Origin of the sequence: Microcoleus sp. CAWBG58 (assembly GCF_020883045.1) — a bacterium.
In the GTDB taxonomy this organism is placed as follows: Bacteria; Cyanobacteriota; Cyanobacteriia; order Cyanobacteriales; family Microcoleaceae; genus Microcoleus.
Genome location: NZ_JAHRFA010000056.1, coordinates 1 through 16,899, shown reverse-complemented (window position 1 = coordinate 16,899; position 16,899 = coordinate 1). Strand labels below are relative to the sequence as shown.

14 protein-coding genes and 1 CRISPR repeat array are annotated in these 16,899 nt (G+C 45.1%); of the genes, 11 read left to right on the top strand and 3 right to left on the bottom strand.

The window, feature by feature from the left end; all coding sequences use genetic code 11:
- The first annotated feature begins 55 nt into the window (after positions 1-55).
- A complete protein-coding gene (gene menD, locus QZ918_RS22465; RefSeq protein ID WP_293338496.1) occupies positions 56-2,302 on the top strand; it encodes a 2-succinyl-5-enolpyruvyl-6-hydroxy-3-cyclohexene-1-carboxylic-acid synthase in 2,247 nt (748 codons plus the stop codon).
- A gap of 163 nt (positions 2,303-2,465) precedes the next feature.
- On the opposite strand, the gene grxC is transcribed toward menD, so the two are convergent.
- Entirely contained in the window at positions 2,466-2,780 is a 315-nt protein-coding gene (gene grxC, locus QZ918_RS22460; RefSeq protein ID WP_293338494.1) for a glutaredoxin 3, read from the bottom strand.
- A gap of 256 nt (positions 2,781-3,036) precedes the next feature.
- On the opposite strand from grxC, the gene QZ918_RS22455 reads away from it, so the two are divergent.
- Positions 3,037-3,246, top strand: a complete 210-nt coding sequence (locus QZ918_RS22455) for a hypothetical protein (RefSeq protein WP_293338492.1) — start codon at positions 3,037-3,039, stop codon at positions 3,244-3,246.
- Between the two features lie 372 nt (positions 3,247-3,618).
- Here the strand turns inward: QZ918_RS22455 and QZ918_RS22450 are convergent, their stop codons facing one another.
- Positions 3,619-4,479, bottom strand: a complete 861-nt coding sequence (locus QZ918_RS22450) for a transcriptional regulator (protein WP_293338490.1) — start codon at positions 4,477-4,479, stop codon at positions 3,619-3,621.
- Positions 4,480-4,541: 62 nt separating this feature from the next.
- On the opposite strand from QZ918_RS22450, the gene QZ918_RS22445 reads away from it, so the two are divergent.
- The 5 genes from QZ918_RS22445 to cas6 are packed head-to-tail and all read left to right on the top strand — an operon-like array spanning position 4,542 to position 12,336.
- Complete coding sequence (locus tag QZ918_RS22445) at positions 4,542-7,349, top strand: CRISPR-associated protein Csc3 (RefSeq protein ID WP_293338488.1); 2,808 nt, start codon at positions 4,542-4,544, stop codon at positions 7,347-7,349.
- A gap of 17 nt (positions 7,350-7,366) precedes the next feature.
- Positions 7,367-8,386, top strand: a complete 1,020-nt coding sequence (gene cas7d, locus QZ918_RS22440) for a type I-D CRISPR-associated protein Cas7/Csc2 (RefSeq protein ID WP_293338486.1) — start codon at positions 7,367-7,369, stop codon at positions 8,384-8,386.
- Between the two features lie 3 nt (positions 8,387-8,389).
- On the top strand, positions 8,390-9,151 hold the full coding sequence (cas5d, locus tag QZ918_RS22435) for a type I-D CRISPR-associated protein Cas5/Csc1 (RefSeq protein WP_293338484.1): 762 nt from the start codon (positions 8,390-8,392) through the stop codon (positions 9,149-9,151).
- On the top strand, positions 9,144-11,429 hold the full coding sequence (gene cas3, locus QZ918_RS22430) for a type I-D CRISPR-associated helicase Cas3' (protein WP_293338482.1): 2,286 nt from the start codon (positions 9,144-9,146) through the stop codon (positions 11,427-11,429). The genes cas5d and cas3 overlap by 8 nt, the downstream gene beginning before the upstream one ends.
- A gap of 25 nt (positions 11,430-11,454) precedes the next feature.
- Positions 11,455-12,336, top strand: coding sequence for a CRISPR-associated endoribonuclease Cas6 (cas6, locus tag QZ918_RS22425; protein ID WP_293338480.1), 882 nt, complete (start codon positions 11,455-11,457; stop codon positions 12,334-12,336).
- A gap of 148 nt (positions 12,337-12,484) precedes the next feature.
- On the opposite strand, the gene QZ918_RS22420 is transcribed toward cas6, so the two are convergent.
- Positions 12,485-12,724 (bottom strand): hypothetical protein, encoded by a 240-nt coding sequence (locus QZ918_RS22420; protein WP_293338478.1) that lies wholly within the window; start codon positions 12,722-12,724, stop codon positions 12,485-12,487.
- 28 nt (positions 12,725-12,752) lie between these two features.
- On the opposite strand from QZ918_RS22420, the gene cas4 reads away from it, so the two are divergent.
- The 4 genes from cas4 to QZ918_RS22400 all read left to right on the top strand — a co-directional run.
- Positions 12,753-13,346, top strand: a complete 594-nt coding sequence (gene cas4 / locus QZ918_RS22415; RefSeq protein WP_293338476.1) for a CRISPR-associated protein Cas4 — start codon at positions 12,753-12,755, stop codon at positions 13,344-13,346.
- A gap of 27 nt (positions 13,347-13,373) precedes the next feature.
- Positions 13,374-14,375, top strand: a complete 1,002-nt coding sequence (gene cas1d, locus QZ918_RS22410) for a type I-D CRISPR-associated endonuclease Cas1d (RefSeq protein WP_293338474.1) — start codon at positions 13,374-13,376, stop codon at positions 14,373-14,375.
- A 2-nt stretch (positions 14,376-14,377) separates the two neighbouring features.
- A complete protein-coding gene (cas2, locus tag QZ918_RS22405; protein ID WP_293143413.1) occupies positions 14,378-14,653 on the top strand; it encodes a CRISPR-associated endonuclease Cas2 in 276 nt (91 codons plus the stop codon).
- A 253-nt stretch (positions 14,654-14,906) separates the two neighbouring features.
- Positions 14,907-16,505: direct repeats of the CRISPR family, unit length 37 nt; unit sequence GCCGCAATCAAACTAAACCCCTACTAGGGATTGAAAC.
- A 91-nt stretch (positions 16,506-16,596) separates the two neighbouring features.
- Positions 16,597-16,899: transposase (locus tag QZ918_RS22400; protein ID WP_293338472.1), on the top strand; the 303-nt coding region annotated here is incomplete at its 3' end.

The window sequence follows — 16,899 nt, the reverse complement described above, 5'->3', positions numbered from 1 at the left end:
TTTGATTGAGAACCGTTAGATGTCATAAAATATTAGCGATCGCCAAAACAACAAAATGCTTGACTTTCGGAACACAAACACCCTCTGGGCTTCCATAATAGCCGAGACATTGCAGCGACTGGGACTAACCACAGCCGTAATTTGTCCCGGTTCGCGATCGGCACCGCTAACCATAGCCTTCGCCCAGAATAAGCTAATAGAAACTATCCCCATCCTCGACGAGAGATCTGCAAGTTTTTTCGCCTTAGGAACCGCCAAAAAATCCGGTGTACCAACCGCCCTAATTTGTACCTCTGGAACCGCCGCAGCCAACTTTTATCCGGCGATTATCGAAGCCCGTGAAAGTCGAATTCCGCTGCTAATTCTCACAGCAGATAGACCCCCCGAATTGCGCGACTGTCATGCCGGACAAGCGATCGACCAAATTAAACTATACGGCAATTATCCCAACTGGCAAGCCGAATTAGCCATCCCTGCTGCGTCCATAGGAATGCTAGACTATGTGCGACAGACGATCGTATATGCGATCGAGCGATCGACCTTTCCGACACCCGGCCCCGTGCACCTCAACATCCCCCTGCGCGATCCCCTGGTACCCATTTCAGATATTGCTGTCGAAGCTTTAGAAACACAATTCGATATCGCAGATTTCTTTGCAGGATTAGAACCCTTTTTTGCAGCAGAAACTTCTACCCCCCCCAGCCCCCCCTTGCTAAGGGGGGGAGAAAGAAGTGCAGTAGAATCTATTGTTGCAGCAGAAACTTCTACCCCCCCCAGCCCCCCCTTGTTAAGGGGGGGAGAAAGAAGTGCAGTAGAATCTATTGTTGCAGCAGAAACTTCTACCCCCCCCAGCCCCCCCTTGCTAAGGGGGGGAGAAAGAAGTGCAGTAGAATCTATTGTTGCAGCAGAAACTTCTACCCCCCCCAGCCCCCCCTTGCTAAGGGGGGGAGAAAGAAGTGCAATAGAACAATGGCAGAAGTGCAGCAGGGGGATAATTATTGCAGGTGTAGCCCAGCCTGAAGATGCAGAAAAGTATTGTAGTGCGATCGGCAAAATCTCCCAACTATTAAACTGGCCAGTATTAGCAGAAGGACTATCGCCCTTAAGAAACCGCGCCCAACTTAACCCTCATCTAATTTCCACCTACGACTTAATCCTGCGAAACCGCGAACTAGCAGAAAAATTAACCCCAGAAATCGCCATTCAAATCGGAGACTTACCCACAAGTAAAGAACTCCGAAACTGGCTAGAAAAAACCCAACCCAAACGCTACATAATTGACCCCAGCCACCACAACTTAGATCCCCTACACGGCCCAACAATTCACCTACGAACCTCCATAGAAAACCTCGCAACTCTATTAACTCTTGTCCCCCCCCTTACCAAGGGGGGGCTAGGGGGGGTTCAAACCTCTGCTACCACTAATAATATCTCCCCTCAAATCCCCCCCCTTACCAAGGGGAACTCCCCTCATGTCCCCCCCCTTACCAAGGGGGGGCTAGGGGGGGTTCAAACCTCTGCTACCACTAATAATATCTCCCCTCAAATCCCCCCCCTTACCAAGGGGAACTCCCCTCATGCCCCCCCCCTTACCAAGGGGGGGCTAGGGGGGGTTCTTATCTCTCCATCCCACGAATACATCCAACTGTGGCACAACACAGAAACCCAAATCAGACTAACAATAGACCAAAAATTCTCATCAACAAACAACATCATCGAACCGAAAGTTTCCTGGCTGCTTTCCCAAATATTGCCACCAGGAACACCGATATTTATTTCCAACAGTATGCCCGTTAGAGATGTTGAGTTTTTCTGGAAGCCGAACAACTTAGAAATAAAACCATTTTTCAATCGCGGCGCCAACGGCATAGACGGCACATTGTCAACAGCTTTAGGAGTCGCCCACCGCAATCAAAGCAGCATTTTGTTAACAGGCGATTTAACACTTTTGCACGATACAAACGGTTTTTTAATTAAAAATAAATTTGTCGGTCATCTGACAATTATTTTAATTAATAACAACGGTGGCGGGATTTTTGAAATGTTGCCAGTTGCTAAATTTGACCCGCCATTTGAAGAGTTTTTTGCTACGCCGCAGGATATCAATTTTGCTCAATTGTGTGCAACTTACGGCGTCGAACACGAGATAATCGACGATTGGGAGCAGTTCAAAGAAAAATTAAGTTTTCTAGCAAATAACGGGATTCGTGTCTTAGAACTGCAAACAAACAGGCGTACAGATGCTAAATGGCGGCAAGATAACCTAAGTAAATTTGCCAAAGGTTCGCAGTCAGGACTTTAGTCCTTCCCAAGGTTCGTAGTAAGGACTTCAGTCCTTCCCAAGGTTCGTAGCAAGGACTTCAGTCCTTCCCAAGGTTCGTAGTAAGGACTTCAGTCCTTTCTTGGGAAATTTAAGGACTAAAGTCCTCACTACGAACCTAATACGAACCTAATACAAAGAGTATTTAAACGGCTGCTTGAGCTAGCAGCGAATCTAATTGTCCTTCTCCATCAAGTTTGTGAATGTCATCGCAGCCACCGACGTGTTGGTTGTTAATAAATATTTGGGGCACGCTGCGCTTGCCGTTAGCGCGATCGGCCATGGCATTTCTAGCAGCTTCGTCGCCGTCAATTTTGTATTCCGTGTAATTGACGCCTTTCCACCACAGCAAAGTTTTGGCGCGGATACAGTACGGACAGGTTTGCCAAGTATAAATTTCAACATTGGCTTTGATGCGATCGGGCTTGCGGCCCAAAATGGGATTGAGAAAATCAAGCATTTTCGGTACAGGGTAAAAATTGAACTGGTTGAGAGATTAAATCATTTTAGCGAAACGCCATCAATCCCGCGTCCTACCAAAGGTTAGGCTGGGATGCAATTCGCCGCACCTGTAGCGCCGTGATTCGCGTCACACATTTACTCTACTCGGATCACTTGCTTTCATCCAAAATAATCACCTGCGGAACCTCCTTAATATCACTGATCTTTTGAAGAAACCGAGGGATTATGAATATATCGAATTCAACCGCACTGCCATGAACGCTTTACAACTCCTCCCCGGCGCTATCTCTGAAATCCTCGCTTCTGTAACCGATACAGGCGTTTTGACTTTAGCCGATCGCTACGGTTTGATGGCCGCCACGTTAGACGAGTCGCTGAATGACGAAGATAGATGCTGTGTCAACCGCCTGCTGCGGGCAGTAATCAGAGGCCGGGTGAAAATCGTCAACGAACTTTCAGCGTAACGAGGATTTGGAGTTTTGTTCTGATGGTAAGGTGAGTCAGCGGTAGATAAAGATGGCGAAATTGGTTGGCAGCCGATCGCCCGCCGGAGTCCCAGAGACTTGATATAACGGCAACTTGAATTCGATTTAAAAGTTTTCTCCTCCAACTAAACAACGGTTTTTTCGATGTGCAGCCTGTAACGGGCTGCTTTTTTTTGGAGTTATATCATGTCCGATCAATCGTCGTCACAAAAACAGTTCGTTCGTAGTGTGGACTTTAGTCCGCAATCATCAGCGGACTAAAGTCCACACTACGAACCGATCTGATCGTTGTCAATTGACGGGACACGATATTACGGTTTCTTAAGTCTCTGTGTGTGTTTCGGGGAACGGCTAATCGGGGATGTTGATGTTGTACTGACGGCAGAGGGCGATCAGTTTTTGTTGGAAGCGCGATCGCACACTGTCTGGAGAGACGATGACGCAATCTTCCCAATACCGCGATACCTCTCGCATCAGCCAAAAAGGATTAGAGACAGCCCGCACGACTTGACGGATGTCTCCCACGACTTCATCGCTGATATCTCTTGCCCTCGGTTCGTAGGCTTTCACCATGCCACGAGAAAAGTGCAAGTACACTTCTAGGTAATCCAAGCCTTCATCGCGCCAGTTTCCGTCCGTTTTGACGATCGACTGAATGCGATCGAACCGCAGACAGCGATTGTGGATCAGTTCGGGATACTCGGGATTTTTGATGTCATCAGTCTCTTCGCACCAAATTTCTAGGTAAAAGCGCTTTTCCTCAAAGGAAATCTCGGCATAGCGCGCTGTATATGCCAAATCCTCTCCTTTGGTATTGCGGTACAGAACCAGAAAGGGTTGTCGCTGGTTCTTGTATTCTTCGGCTTGAATGCGCCACGCTGTGGTGGGTTGAATGGCTTGTTGGAGGAGGGATTGGCGCAGAGGGGCTGCGAGGTTTCCCCGACCGATCAGAAGTTGTGAGAGCGATCGGGCTTGCTCAACATAGCCTGAGTCGATCAGCAGTCTGATGCCTTGTTGTAAGGCTGTGACTTCGGTGGAGTTGAGCGTGAATGGTTCGCCTACATCGAGTCGGTGTTGGGCGATCGCGACCAGTAACCCAGACACACTGGGGGATTTACCCCAAAAGATGCCGAGGCGAAGGGCGATCGACTCTAGCTGCTCTTTGGTTTCCGGCGGGACTGAAAGGGTGAGTGCTTCTTTTTTTCGCGGCATTTCTAGAAATATACTTGCACTTATAAGAATACGTGCTATATTGACTTTATTGTAAATAGCAATTGTCTGCAAACCCAGAAAGTACAATCATTGCACTTACAGAAGTTGTTGGCAACTCAAAAGCTTGTCCCAAGCAAGAAATTTTACATGAGGAATCGATCGTGTCAAACCAGCATCGACTTTTGAACCGTCCTCCCAAAACCTTAGAAGAACGGTATTTCAGCGAAATTCGACCCCAGCTTTACAAACGTCACGCAGCCCATCACCAGTACGGCGTCAGGAAAGGGACAACTCTTGCAGAACATCTGGACTCCGCGTGTCAGTTCATGTTGACAGTCAGCCGTATCGGCGGAGTCCCCGAAGACAAGCGACCTGTACTTTTAGCAGCAACAGCCGTTCACGACCTCAATAAACTCGATTTATCGGAACAAGAACGGAATGTCAAAACTTTAGCCAGAAATCGAACTTTCTTGCAAGAACAGCTAGAAAAAGCTTGCGTACTCAGCTTTGTTGTCACGGAAAATGACTTTGAATTAGCCAGAAAGCTGATAGAAAGGCACTCAGGGCACAACCGCAGCGATGCGGCGATCTTTTTACCCGAAGATCCGGCGATCGATCGCTGGGCCGCAATGTTAACAGGGGCGGATTTATTCGATTTGGGAATTCCCGAAAACGTTCGGATTCGGAAAGTTCAAACAGAATTAACCGTTGCCTTCGATCGTCCCAGCAAACTGTTTCGAGTCCGCGTATCTGAAGACAGAGGTTACATCACAGCTTTGTTGCTTGGGGCTTGCGAAGAAGTTTTGCAAAAATACGGACTGACTCCCTTAGCAATTTTTCCCGATGGAGAACTGTTTGAGGGAGAAACTTTGCCAACAGTTGATTTGACCACAGAAATAGCTGCTTGTTGGCAAGGAAAAATTGACGGAGTTTTTGGCAATAATATCGAACGGTTGGTGCGGCCTACCAAAGATGGGATTAAGATTGCTCAATCAGCCATCCAGCAAAATATTGAAGAAGTGCTGCTAAACGTGCAGGCTTTATTGGAAAAGAAAAAAGCTGGATTCAAGGCAGATAAAATCAATAAAGATATTGCCAAGTGGGGCGATACTGCGGGCGCAAGTGCAGTGGAGAACGCCGCAGCTATTGGTTTGCTGGCTGTTGGGAGTGCAGAAGAATTTGCGATCGCCGAAGGATTAAAAGCGGCTTATCTCAGCTATCGAGAAGCCGGAATTAACCCTAAAGAAGTTTGGGACAAAATTGCCAGTCATGTTGGTATCTCACAACAGCAAAGAGCCGCAATTGAACCTTTTAACGGACAATACGGGCGACCTTTATTTGCAGCTAAAGCAGCTCAAAAAGGATTAGAAGGCATTCTCGAAGCCCTGCGCGAATCTTTCCAATTGCGAACAGAAAGCACCCACAAACCAGAGATATCTGAGGCTTCAGAAGAAATAATTGCAGCAGTTGCCAAAACTTTGAGTTTGCCGATTGCACTTCAATGGAACGGAATTGACGAACTGAATGCTTATATAGAAGCAAATCCTCGGAAACGCTGTTCTCTGGGGTCTACTTTCAGCGAAACAGACGACTTAGTTTCCGGCAATATGCCCCCCGGTACAAAAGTTCAAGTTTTCTCAAATCGCTTACCGGGTGGAAGCAGTGCAGAACCAAAAAGGCAAGCAGACTCAATGGCTGCTTTAGCTTATCAGCTAATGGCGATCGGCGCAAATTTTCCGGCTGCCAATAAAAAAGACCCGATCTATTTGCACCTAGCATTACCGAAAGGTTCTTCTCCCGAATTACTCAGAATTTGGCGAGAACATTTAAAACAACTTGCCGCTACAAATGCTGAAGGCGGTACTGTAACAGTTGACGAATTTAAGCTGTACAAAGACAACATTCTGGAATTCAAGCCTAACAAAGTTGTCGGAATTGCCTTTCCCAAACGTCCAGAATTTATCCATGCAACTGTTACCGAAGCCTTAGTTTGGGGAGATGCTAATGCTTCTGTTGCTTTGCTCAAGTCACTGCGACTGGGTTTAGAATTATCCTTATCCTTAGAGTTTGGCTTTCCCTTTACTCTCAGCAGCAATTTAGAAGTAGAAATATCATCAGATATTTACGGGCGGGTAGAAGGAATTCCGGCTGCACTCCAAACTTTGCTAGGAAGCGGAGAATACAGCCGTGAAGAAGCCGAGAAAATTCTGAAGCGGCTGCGCTGTATCGGTGAATTAGCGATCGCAGTTGCCAGCATTCAGAAAGCCGATGATTGTTTGTACGATTTAGCCCGTGCAGCAGCACAACCTCTTGACCTTTATTATGTGCTGCTGCGCTGGACTTTGCGAGAACAAGATGAACCTAATCTGAGTGTAATTTGGAGTCGCATTCGCGAACCTTTGAATAGTTTACTGGAGAGTCTTATGCCCAATCAAAATGCACTTTTAACTCAATATCTCAAAGAAGCAGCTCAAATTGCGGCGGCTGCTAACCTCAAGGGAAGTTCTTTCAAACGCACGTCTTTAGCAGAACCATTCACTGATTTTACAGCAGCAGTACGATCTCAAAAGCCTTACATGGATTTAGAGTTTATGTTTGCATCTCTAGTGCAGCAGTATCATACTCGCCTCGATCGCATTCGCGATCACATTGTAGGTGCAACTAAGCGCGAACAAATCAAGCAATATTACGAGGTTTTGCGAAAGCTTTACGAGGAAGTTTATCAAGGGCGTCCAGAGAAACTTCTCTCCGATAAAGACAAGCTTGAAGCTGCATATTTGTTTTTCTGGCAAGAAGCATATCAGCAACTTCCGAAAAGAAAGTCTGAAGATAACTCTGATGACTCTGTTGAAACCACCACATCTGTTTAATTAATTAGGAGGTTCCCATGTCAATCAACAAACTAAATCCTGTTCTTGCTCCCTGTTACGAAAATTTTCCAAAAGGGCGAATTGTCAGTTTAATTGTTCTCAGGACAACGCATTCTGAAACTATTTTTCGCACCGAAGGTTCAGGCGAACCAATGTGCAGCGAATTTGTGCCTGCTGGTTTAGAAGATAAAAAGACAATCGTGCAGCGTTTGGTGATGACTAAGCGCAAACAGGTAGCACCAGAAAGGCGCAGGGGACGCGAATTCTTAAGAGCTCACGAACTTCTTTATACAAGTCCAAAAGAAGGTGCTCTTTGTTCGCTAAACACCAATGCACCTTGCGAAATGTGCGTCGATTGTTTTCTCTACGGTTTTGCTGCTGGAGGTGGCGGCGCTCAAAAAAGCCGGGTTTGGACTGAAGATGCTTTTAGTATTTTGACTGCGGGTCAAGCTGTGGGCGATCGCACGATCAATGCTATCTTTGAAAACGGCACAATGCGCGATGAAAATGGCAAACCATCAACCGCTTTGAATACCAGTGAATATATCAAACCTGGAGTCCATTTTATTGATGTCGTCACCCTCAAAGATGTTACGGCTGACGAGTTGCGTTATGCGATCGGCAATATTCTGCTAACAAGTCGCTACGGCGCTATTTCCAGCCGCGTCGGACGGATGGAAAACCAGATATTAGGTGTATTTGGTAGCATTGCCGAACTTCCTAGTTCTCTCGAATTGGTACAAGCTACCTATGATGCTTTACCAAAGCCTTTAGAACATCCTTTCGATACTGATGTATTGAGTGCAGCAATCAAACAAGTCATTGCAACTTGGACTAACAAGCGCGGAGTTTCGATGCAGCTTTCTCAGGATGAATTAGATAGTTTAATTGCTGACGTAGACCTCCACTGGTCAGAAACAGAACGCGATGATTTTCTGAAGCGATTGGATAAATCTTACCAGCCTTTCCGTCTGCCTCCTGCCGAGAAAAAGAGCAAAAATAAAAGTAAAAAGACACCTGTAGAAACAGAGAGTTAATTTATGTCAACACTTCCGTTTCAAAAGGCAAAAATAGTTGAGTTGTGGTGTGCAGAACCAGTCTTTTTTGCCTCTAGGGAGTTGTCTGATACCTATTACACTGAAGGTGCGATCGGGAACTATGCTCTTGCCTATGCTTTTGGCTGGGTACGTTCCCCCTATCGCCTTCAAGGTGAAGCAACAGGACGACCAACCTACAAAGAAGATTTAGAACCGATCGCACAAGCTTGTTATGTATTGCCAGCTTCGCCAAGTAATGGCACAGTAACATTCAGATTTGAGCGGTTCAATGCACTTTCTGATGCTTATTGGTACGCGATGACTAATAACCGCGTCGCTACAGCCCGTGAAGATTTACCAGTTCAAAGACAAGGGAAAAAACCGAGTTCATTTAGGGCAAGTAATTTCCCTCAAACCGGACGATTGCGGATGATTGAACGTGGCAACAAGTTTCAAACTTTGGTGTTTGGAAATTGCGAATTACCCGATTATATTCGCGTGGGTAAATTCATGAGTAAAGTCAAAGTGAATGTTTTATCTGAACTTGAAATAGCTCTTTTGCCAAGTGGCGATTATCAAAGTCAGGCTTATTTAAGTGTAGCTGATCTGCCACCAAATTTAGAGCTGTTGTCATTCGATTTAATTTCGATGCCACCAGCACCTTTGCTAAAAAATCTTTCCTTCCGAGGTGCTGCTTGGCAGATTGGTGAAATGATTATTCCAGCCAATTTATATTTCTGTTGCGGAGGCAGACAAAATGGCTAATGAAAGATTAGTTATTAAGCTAGAACCTCGAAGTATTTCAGCTTGTGCATCGCTGCCGACTGAGTTGGCATTTATGAAGAATGCACTTCAGCATCAAGTTGATGTATTTGAACAGTCTCGAAATGCCGATATTGTTCTCAATTCGTCGCCAACTGGCACTGGAAAAACGGAAGCTAGTTGTACAGTATTACTGCACAATCCTACTCAAAGTGCTGTCTACATTGCGCCGACTAATGCGTTAGTGGAACAACAGCGGGAAGCTTTAGAAAAGTTTGTCCGCGAGGCGGGTTTGCGTCACGTTGTGAAATCTGCTTCTGCTAAAGAAGTGAAGGAATGGCCTAATGATAAAGTTGGAACTCGTCCGGGCGAGAAGCTGTACAATGTATTGCGGAATCCGGCTACAGTTTTCTCGGATGTCGGGGCTAATCAACCAATTATTTTGGTGACAAATCCTGATATTTTTTACTACGCGACTTTCTTTGCATATAATAAGCTCGATCGCACAAACATCGCCAGTGCTTTTTACCAAAAATTTGGTACGGTCATTTTTGATGAATTTCATCTATATGATGCCAAACAGCTCGTCAGTTTGCTGTTTTATCTAGCTTATTCTTACGTTTTCGGCTTTTTTGAATACGGGCGGCGAGTAGTGTTGCTGACAGCAACACCAGAACCAGCTTGCGAGTTAGCACTGAAAAATTTAGAGTTTAAGGGTGTCAAAATAGCTTGGATTAATGGCGAGAATAGTGATTCTAATCTTTTACCTTCCCAGACATCTGTTAATCTTGAATTGCGATCGCAACCTGATAAAAATGAATGGTTGAAAGAATTAGCAGATGAAGTGACTAAACGTTTTCAGGAGAATCCAGATCAAAATGGTGCTGTAATTTTAGATGCTCTTGTTAACATCAACGATCTATACCACTTGCTAAAACAAAGAGGACTTGGTAATGCGATCGGTCGAATTACTGGCCCTGCACCTAAAGCAGACAGGAAACGGGCGATGCAATGCCCGATTATTCTAGCAACCAGCACCGTAGATGTCGGATTTAACTTTGAAAGAAAGCCTGAACCGACGCGGCAAAACTTGGATTGGTTGATTTTTTCAGCACGCGATCGCTTCTCTTTTTGGCAGCGATTGGGACGAGTTGGCAGGGTATTGGGCAAGTCTGAGACTAATATTGATTCAGAGGCGATCGGCTATTTACCAGAAAAAGCTTGGGAACAAGGTTTATCCACCCTAGATTGTACGGGAGGACGCGCCTCACTCAAACAAATGCTTGACAGCATTCCCTGTCTTGACAAACCTTTTTTAGACGTTTATTGGCGTTCCGAAGCATTCCTAGAAATTGCCCGCCCTCTGTTAGAACTCGAAGAAAAGTTTGAGAATTTACCCGGTATCGAATTAATAGCGCAACTTTTTAATACCCTGAAAGAAACACTCGGAGGAAATCGCGACTGGGACTATTACCGCGGCCGAATGCGAACTTTGCGCGGGGCGGAAGATATTGTCAAAGTCTCTGCGAAAAAGCTCACTCTCAAAAGCCAGTGGAAATACATCAAAGGCGGTCAAGCTTTTGTCAAAAAGTTTTTAGAGGTTCATTATCCGTTTGAAGTTGAGGAACTCAAAGCAAAAAGGGCTAGCATAGAACAATTTGAAGAATTGTTTCAAGAAGATGATGAACATGGTAAAGAATTAAAAGACTTTGCTGAGATTTGGAGTGCTAGCTATGCACCGCTGTTTCAATTTCGTTCCAGCTTGTTTGAAAGTCTCCCGATCCGCGACCCTCAAGGCTTGTTACTGGATGAATCGGAAGAAACAATTTTAGACCCTCTGCATCTTTTACGTTATTACGAATTTGATGAAAATGGCGAATTTGTGGTAGTAAAATCCCGCGCTGAAGTTACCTATACATTAAGTTTTAGGTTGCGGTATCGCGACAGTCACCAAAACTTTGTTAACAAAGAACTCAACAAGTTAACTGCTTTTCCGAATTGTCGCATAGAACGGAAGATTGGAGATGCGAAAAAACCAACTCGTTTGCTGAAAGTTTTGGAAAAACCTTTGCTACCCGGTGTAATAGTTTGCGGTGTCAAAAATGCTGCTGCTATTTTCCAACTCCGAAATCAAGGAATTGTGTCATATCCGATCGCCATTACTTTTAATGATGTCGAAAAAGAGACTTACAGATTTTTACCCGGATTAGCAGGAATCTTAACTATGGCAATGAAAAACAAACAGCTACGTCTCCCCGATGATGAGCCTTTAATCGTTTAATCAACACAACCAACCATTAACAATTATGCCGCACAGCCTCGTCCTCAACATCCTGCCCCTGGCCCCAATTCCCGCCGGATACCTGACAGGAAGACACCTGCACGCCCTCTTCCTCACCCTCGTGAGCTCCGTTGACAAACAACTCGGAGATTACCTCCACGATGCCGCCGCTGATAAAGCATTCAGCCTCAGCCCTTTGCAAACTAAAAAATGCCCTTTCAAAAAACACCATTCCCTGCAATGGGAACACGCAGAATCGATTCCTGAATATACTCCCTGTTGGTGGCGAATCAGCCTGCTTGATGACTCTTTATTCGGCAAATTAACTCACCTTTGGCTGAATATCAATCCCTCGAAGCCGTGGCATTTGGGGCCTGCTGATTTGTCGATCGCCAATATCTTCGGTACGCATCAACCCGATCGCCCTTGGGTTAATGCTTGTACTTATGCTCAACTCTACGAACAAGCCTCGGAAACCAACCGCTTAATTGCCTTCAGTTTTGCGACTCCGACTACTTTTCGACAGGGCAAGTTCGATTCGGTGATTCCGACTAGGGAATGCGTTTTTAACAGTCTTCTCAGTCGCTGGAATAAGTACAGCGGGATTGAGATTCCCGAGCTTTCATTAGATGCACTTTATTCGAGTTTTGTCAATATCAAAAGTGAAAAAGTGACTAACTACGAAATCAATTTTGTGGGAATGGTTGGAGAGGTTAGTTATCGAATTTTGGGAGATGTGGAGCCTTTGGTTATCAAGCAAATTAATGCTTTGGCGGATTTTGCACTTTACTGCGGGGTGGGGAGGAAAACTCCGATGGGGATGGGAATGACTCGACGAATTGCGATCGCACCTTCTCAAAAAATTACTAAGCAAAATGCAGAATTATCGTTCCCCATTCAAGGGTAATAGCTTTTTGTATTTGTCGTTAAGTCGTTTGAAATTGAAATGTTGCACCATTGTCAATCAACCTGTAGGGGCGGGTTCGCCAAGGGCTTTAAAGCTAGCAAATAGGTTAAATAAACCCGCCCCCACCCACGAACAAAACCCGCTTTAGTCACTTTATATCCGGGCACATGGCAAAGCATTCGGGTTTGATATTTGACGTTTTATCTGGAATAATCCCCCGAATTATTAGCTGATAATTCACATCTTGCACAAATTTATATATCGGGGATATTTCATGGGGTCGGGCGGGTTTATTTAACTTATCTGCAAGCTTTAAGATTGCTGGTAAACCCGCCCCTACAGGATTATTTAAAATGGTGCCAAATGTCATTTTTCCCGAATTTTTCACGTTCTAATTTAGGGGAATTATTGCAATTATGAACGATTCTGATTACATTTCGATCGCACTTTTGAACCAATACTCTTACTGTCCCCACCGCTGCTGGCGGATGTCTTGCGCGGGAGAGTTTACGGACAACCAGTATACCATCGAAGGTACGAGCTTGCACGATCGCGTTCACACGATGGGCGAAATCAACCGCGACGAAACTTGGCAGGTGCGGGCGATTTGGCTGAAGTCTGAAAAGTATATGCTGATTGGGAAATCCGACTTGATTGAATCAACGGATGGTGAGTTGTATCCCGTCGAGTACAAGCGCGGGCGCAAGGGCGAATGGGATAACGATGAGTTGCAGGTTTGCGCGCAAGCTTTGTGTTTGGAGGAGATGACGGGGAAAAGTATTGCGACTGGATATGTTTATTACGCGCAGTCTCATCAGCGGCAATTGGTGGAGATTTCTGAGGAGTTGAGATTGGAGGCGATCGCAACTATTAACGCTATCCAAATTTTACTGCAAACTGGCATCATGCCTCCGGCGAATTACAGCAAGCGCTGTCAGGGTTGCAGTCTTTACCAGCAATGCTTGCCGCAAGCTGCTGAGAAAGTCCGGCGCTATCAAGAAGCAAGTTAATCCAAACTACAAATTTAGGAGTCAATCATGGGAACACTTTACATCAATCAAGATGATGCTTTTATCGGCAAAACAGACGAACGGCTGTATGTCAAAATCAAAGACAAAAAATTGCAGGATATACCTTTGATTCATCTAGAAGCTGTGGTGATATTGGGACGGGCGACAATTTCTCCCGCGGCGCTGACAGAACTTCTCCAACACAAAATTTCTTTGACTTTTATCTCAGAAAAAGGAGAATACTTGGGGAAACTAGAACCGGAATTAACGAAAAATATCTTTGTCCGCAGCGCCCAGTGGAAAGCAGCGGGCGAAACTCCTCAGGCAATTCATGTTGTTAGGGGTTTTATTCGAGGTAAGTTGAAAAATTACCGCTACGGTTTGTACAAAACTCAGGGGAATCATCCTGAACTAAAATTGGAACCAGCAATGACTCAAATTGCTAATACGATCGCAAAACTCGATCGCACTGATAATATCAACTCTTTGCGGGGCTTAGAAGGTGCGGGAAGTGCGGCTTATTTTGGGGTTTTCAATCAGCTAATTCGGGCTGAAGGTTTTGTCTTCAAACCCCGACACCGCCCCGCTACCGATCCGGTTAATTCCTTGATGAATTTTGGTTATACTCTGTTGCGCCGTGATGTGGAAAGTGCGATTAATATTGTCGGTTTTGACCCTTATTTGGGATACCTGCACGTTCAGCGGTACGGGCGCGTGGGGCTGGCTTTCGATTTGATGGAGGAATTTCGATCGGCTGTTGTGGATAGCACTATTTTAAATGCGATCAACAATCGGAAACTTACGCCTAACGATTTTACTGTGGAACCGATCAGCAATGTTATGCGGCTGTCGGAAACTGGACGGCGGGAATTTCTGACGCTTTACGAAAAGAAGAAGCAATCTGAGTTTACGCATCCGGTTTTGAGGAAAAAGTGCAATTATCGCGAGGCTTTTGAGATTCAAGCGCGATTGTTGGCGAAATATTTGATGGGCGAAATCGACCAATATCCACCTTTAGTTTTGAAATAATCATGCACATCCTAATTTCTTACGATATCCCGGAAGACAAGCGCCGGACAAAGATTCACAAAATGCTCAAATCCTACGGGCAGTGGATGCAGTACAGTGTGTTTGAGTGTACGGATTTGACGGAAACGCAGTATGCTAAGTTGCGATCGCGCTTGGCTAAAGTGATTAAACCCGAGCAAGACAGCATTCTGTTTTTTCCGCTGTGCGCTTGCTGTCAGGGGAAAATTGAGCGGATTGGTGGGATAGTGCCGATCGATCGAACTATATTTTTTGCGTGAGATTTCGCTAGGCAGTAGGTGTAAAATTGAGGGTGTCAAATTTTTCGGCTATAATGTAGATGCTGCAAGGGTTTGACGCCCACTCTCTCCAAAAGAGGTTAGCGAAATGGCTACAATCCATAGTTGGCAAGGATTTTAAGGGAAAATGAATCAGCGGGGGTTGACAGGTCGAAGCCTGAAATGGTACTTTTGGATGAGGTTAGCGAAACTGAACCTTGAAAACCAAATACAGCAACGGTTTCAAACACCGGCGGCCGCAATCAAACTAAACCCCTACTAGGGATTGAAACTCAATCCTTACAAAATGGTTTGATCGCGGTGTATCTTCTAGCCGCAATCAAACTAAACCCCTACTAGGGATTGAAACCATGCGATCGATAAACACGCCAACATTATCGCTATGGCCGCAATCAAACTAAACCCCTACTAGGGATTGAAACCGTTGTTTGCTTTTATTAGCTTTTCTAAGCCCGCATAGCCGCAATCAAACTAAACCCCTACTAGGGATTGAAACTTTGAAGCTCACAACACAGGGATTTTACCGCTTCCTGCCGCAATCAAACTAAACCCCTACTAGGGATTGAAACCGAAGTTGGCGGCGAAATCGGCGAGCATTTAGATAAGCCGCAATCAAACTAAACCCCTACTAGGGATTGAAACTGAATGAATACATCACTGCCATTAGTGGCAACTTGGGCCGCAATCAAACTAAACCCCTACTAGGGATTGAAACGAACCTGATTTCAGCACAAGAAGTCGCGGCCCCGGAATTCCTAGAGCCGCAATCAAACTAAACCCCTACTAGGGATTGAAACAAACCACCAAACAAAAAATGGTATCAGTAACCATAAAGCCGCAATCAAACTAAACCCCTACTAGGGATTGAAACTTTCTTCTTGCCTGATGCTATTGAAATCCGGCTTAGCCGCAATCAAACTAAACCCCTACTAGGGATTGAAACATCAAAATGCAATCAGTCATCTGTGCGATCGCAATTACGCCGCAATCAAACTAAACCCCTACTAGGGATTGAAACTGACAACTATTACAGGTAATTAATTTGAGGGGGGCGCGCGCCGCAATCAAACTAAACCCCTACTAGGGATTGAAACTGAGAAACTAAAAGATACAACCTTTTGCCACTCCCCTGCCGCAATCAAACTAAACCCCTACTAGGGATTGAAACTTAATCAATTCAGGGAGCAAGCTATCGAGAATCTGTTAGGCCGCAATCAAACTAAACCCCTACTAGGGATTGAAACAGATTTGTCTATTTTTGGTAGTGGAGATTTTGGGTCATGCCGCAATCAAACTAAACCCCTACTAGGGATTGAAACTCGATACAATAAGATTGAATCCGATCCAGGTCGAGCCGCAATCAAACTAAACCCCTACTAGGGATTGAAACCGATCGCACTTGCGGCTTCATCCAGATTACTGCCAAAGCCGCAATCAAACTAAACCCCTACTAGGGATTGAAACAGCCGAACGCGGTGCAACTTTTCAAGAGCCAGTTCAAGCCGCAATCAAACTAAACCCCTACTAGGGATTGAAACCCCAAATAACTCTATGTAAAAAAACTTTTTCCCCGCCGCAATCAAACTAAACCCCTACTAGGGATTGAAACCTGAGTGTTGAAAATAAACGGCGCGGGAGCAACTAGCCGCAATCAAACTAAACCCCTACTAGGGATTGAAACTCACAAAACTTTTCCAAATTTAATTTCTCGGCAAGCCGCAATCAAACTAAACCCCTACTAGGGATTGAAACAGGGAGAAACTCGGGAACGGGAACCGTAGAGGTGATTTCGCGCGCGCCGCAATCAAACTAAACCCCTACTAGGGCGTCGGTTCAGTAGAATATCTTGACAAAACCAACTAAAAATGATATGTGAATTAAAAAGCCTGTTAAATTCTCACAATCAGGAAGAAGGAAGAAACCTTATGCCCCCTCCCTTATGGCATCCTCCAATTGAACTCTCAGAAACAGAAGCGTTAATTATCAAACGCATTAAACGAGCCAAGTTATTCACCTTTCTTCGACTGAACCTTTCATTCATATTTAATGATGAGTTTCAAGAAGAACTTGCTACAATTTTTAAAGACAGCACCGTAGGTCAGAGCCCAGTTCCTCCTGCACAAATTGCTCTGGCAATTATTCTGCAAGCCTACTTAGGCATTTCTGATGATGAAGTAATTGAAGAAATGCTCATGGATCAACGTTGGCAGTTAGTTCTTGATTGTCTC

What these genes read in the sequence shown, in the direction of transcription:
- grxC (WP_293338494.1), bottom strand. Translation starts at nt 2,780, where the DNA reads ATGCTTGATTTTCTCAATCCCATTTTGGGCCGCAAGCCCGATCGCATC.
- QZ918_RS22455 (WP_293338492.1), top strand. Translation starts at nt 3,037, where the DNA reads ATGAACGCTTTACAACTCCTCCCCGGCGCTATCTCTGAAATCCTCGCT.
- cas1d (WP_293338474.1), top strand. Translation starts at nt 13,374, where the DNA reads ATGGGAACACTTTACATCAATCAAGATGATGCTTTTATCGGCAAAACA.
- cas5d (WP_293338484.1), top strand. Translation starts at nt 8,390, where the DNA reads ATGTCAACACTTCCGTTTCAAAAGGCAAAAATAGTTGAGTTGTGGTGT.
- cas7d (WP_293338486.1), top strand. Translation starts at nt 7,367, where the DNA reads ATGTCAATCAACAAACTAAATCCTGTTCTTGCTCCCTGTTACGAAAAT.
- QZ918_RS22450 (WP_293338490.1), bottom strand. Translation starts at nt 4,479, where the DNA reads ATGCCGCGAAAAAAAGAAGCACTCACCCTTTCAGTCCCGCCGGAAACC.
- cas4 (WP_293338476.1), top strand. Translation starts at nt 12,753, where the DNA reads ATGAACGATTCTGATTACATTTCGATCGCACTTTTGAACCAATACTCT.
- cas3 (WP_293338482.1), top strand. Translation starts at nt 9,144, where the DNA reads ATGGCTAATGAAAGATTAGTTATTAAGCTAGAACCTCGAAGTATTTCA.
- cas6 (WP_293338480.1), top strand. Translation starts at nt 11,455, where the DNA reads ATGCCGCACAGCCTCGTCCTCAACATCCTGCCCCTGGCCCCAATTCCC.
- menD (WP_293338496.1), top strand. Translation starts at nt 56, where the DNA reads ATGCTTGACTTTCGGAACACAAACACCCTCTGGGCTTCCATAATAGCC.
- cas2 (WP_293143413.1), top strand. Translation starts at nt 14,378, where the DNA reads ATGCACATCCTAATTTCTTACGATATCCCGGAAGACAAGCGCCGGACA.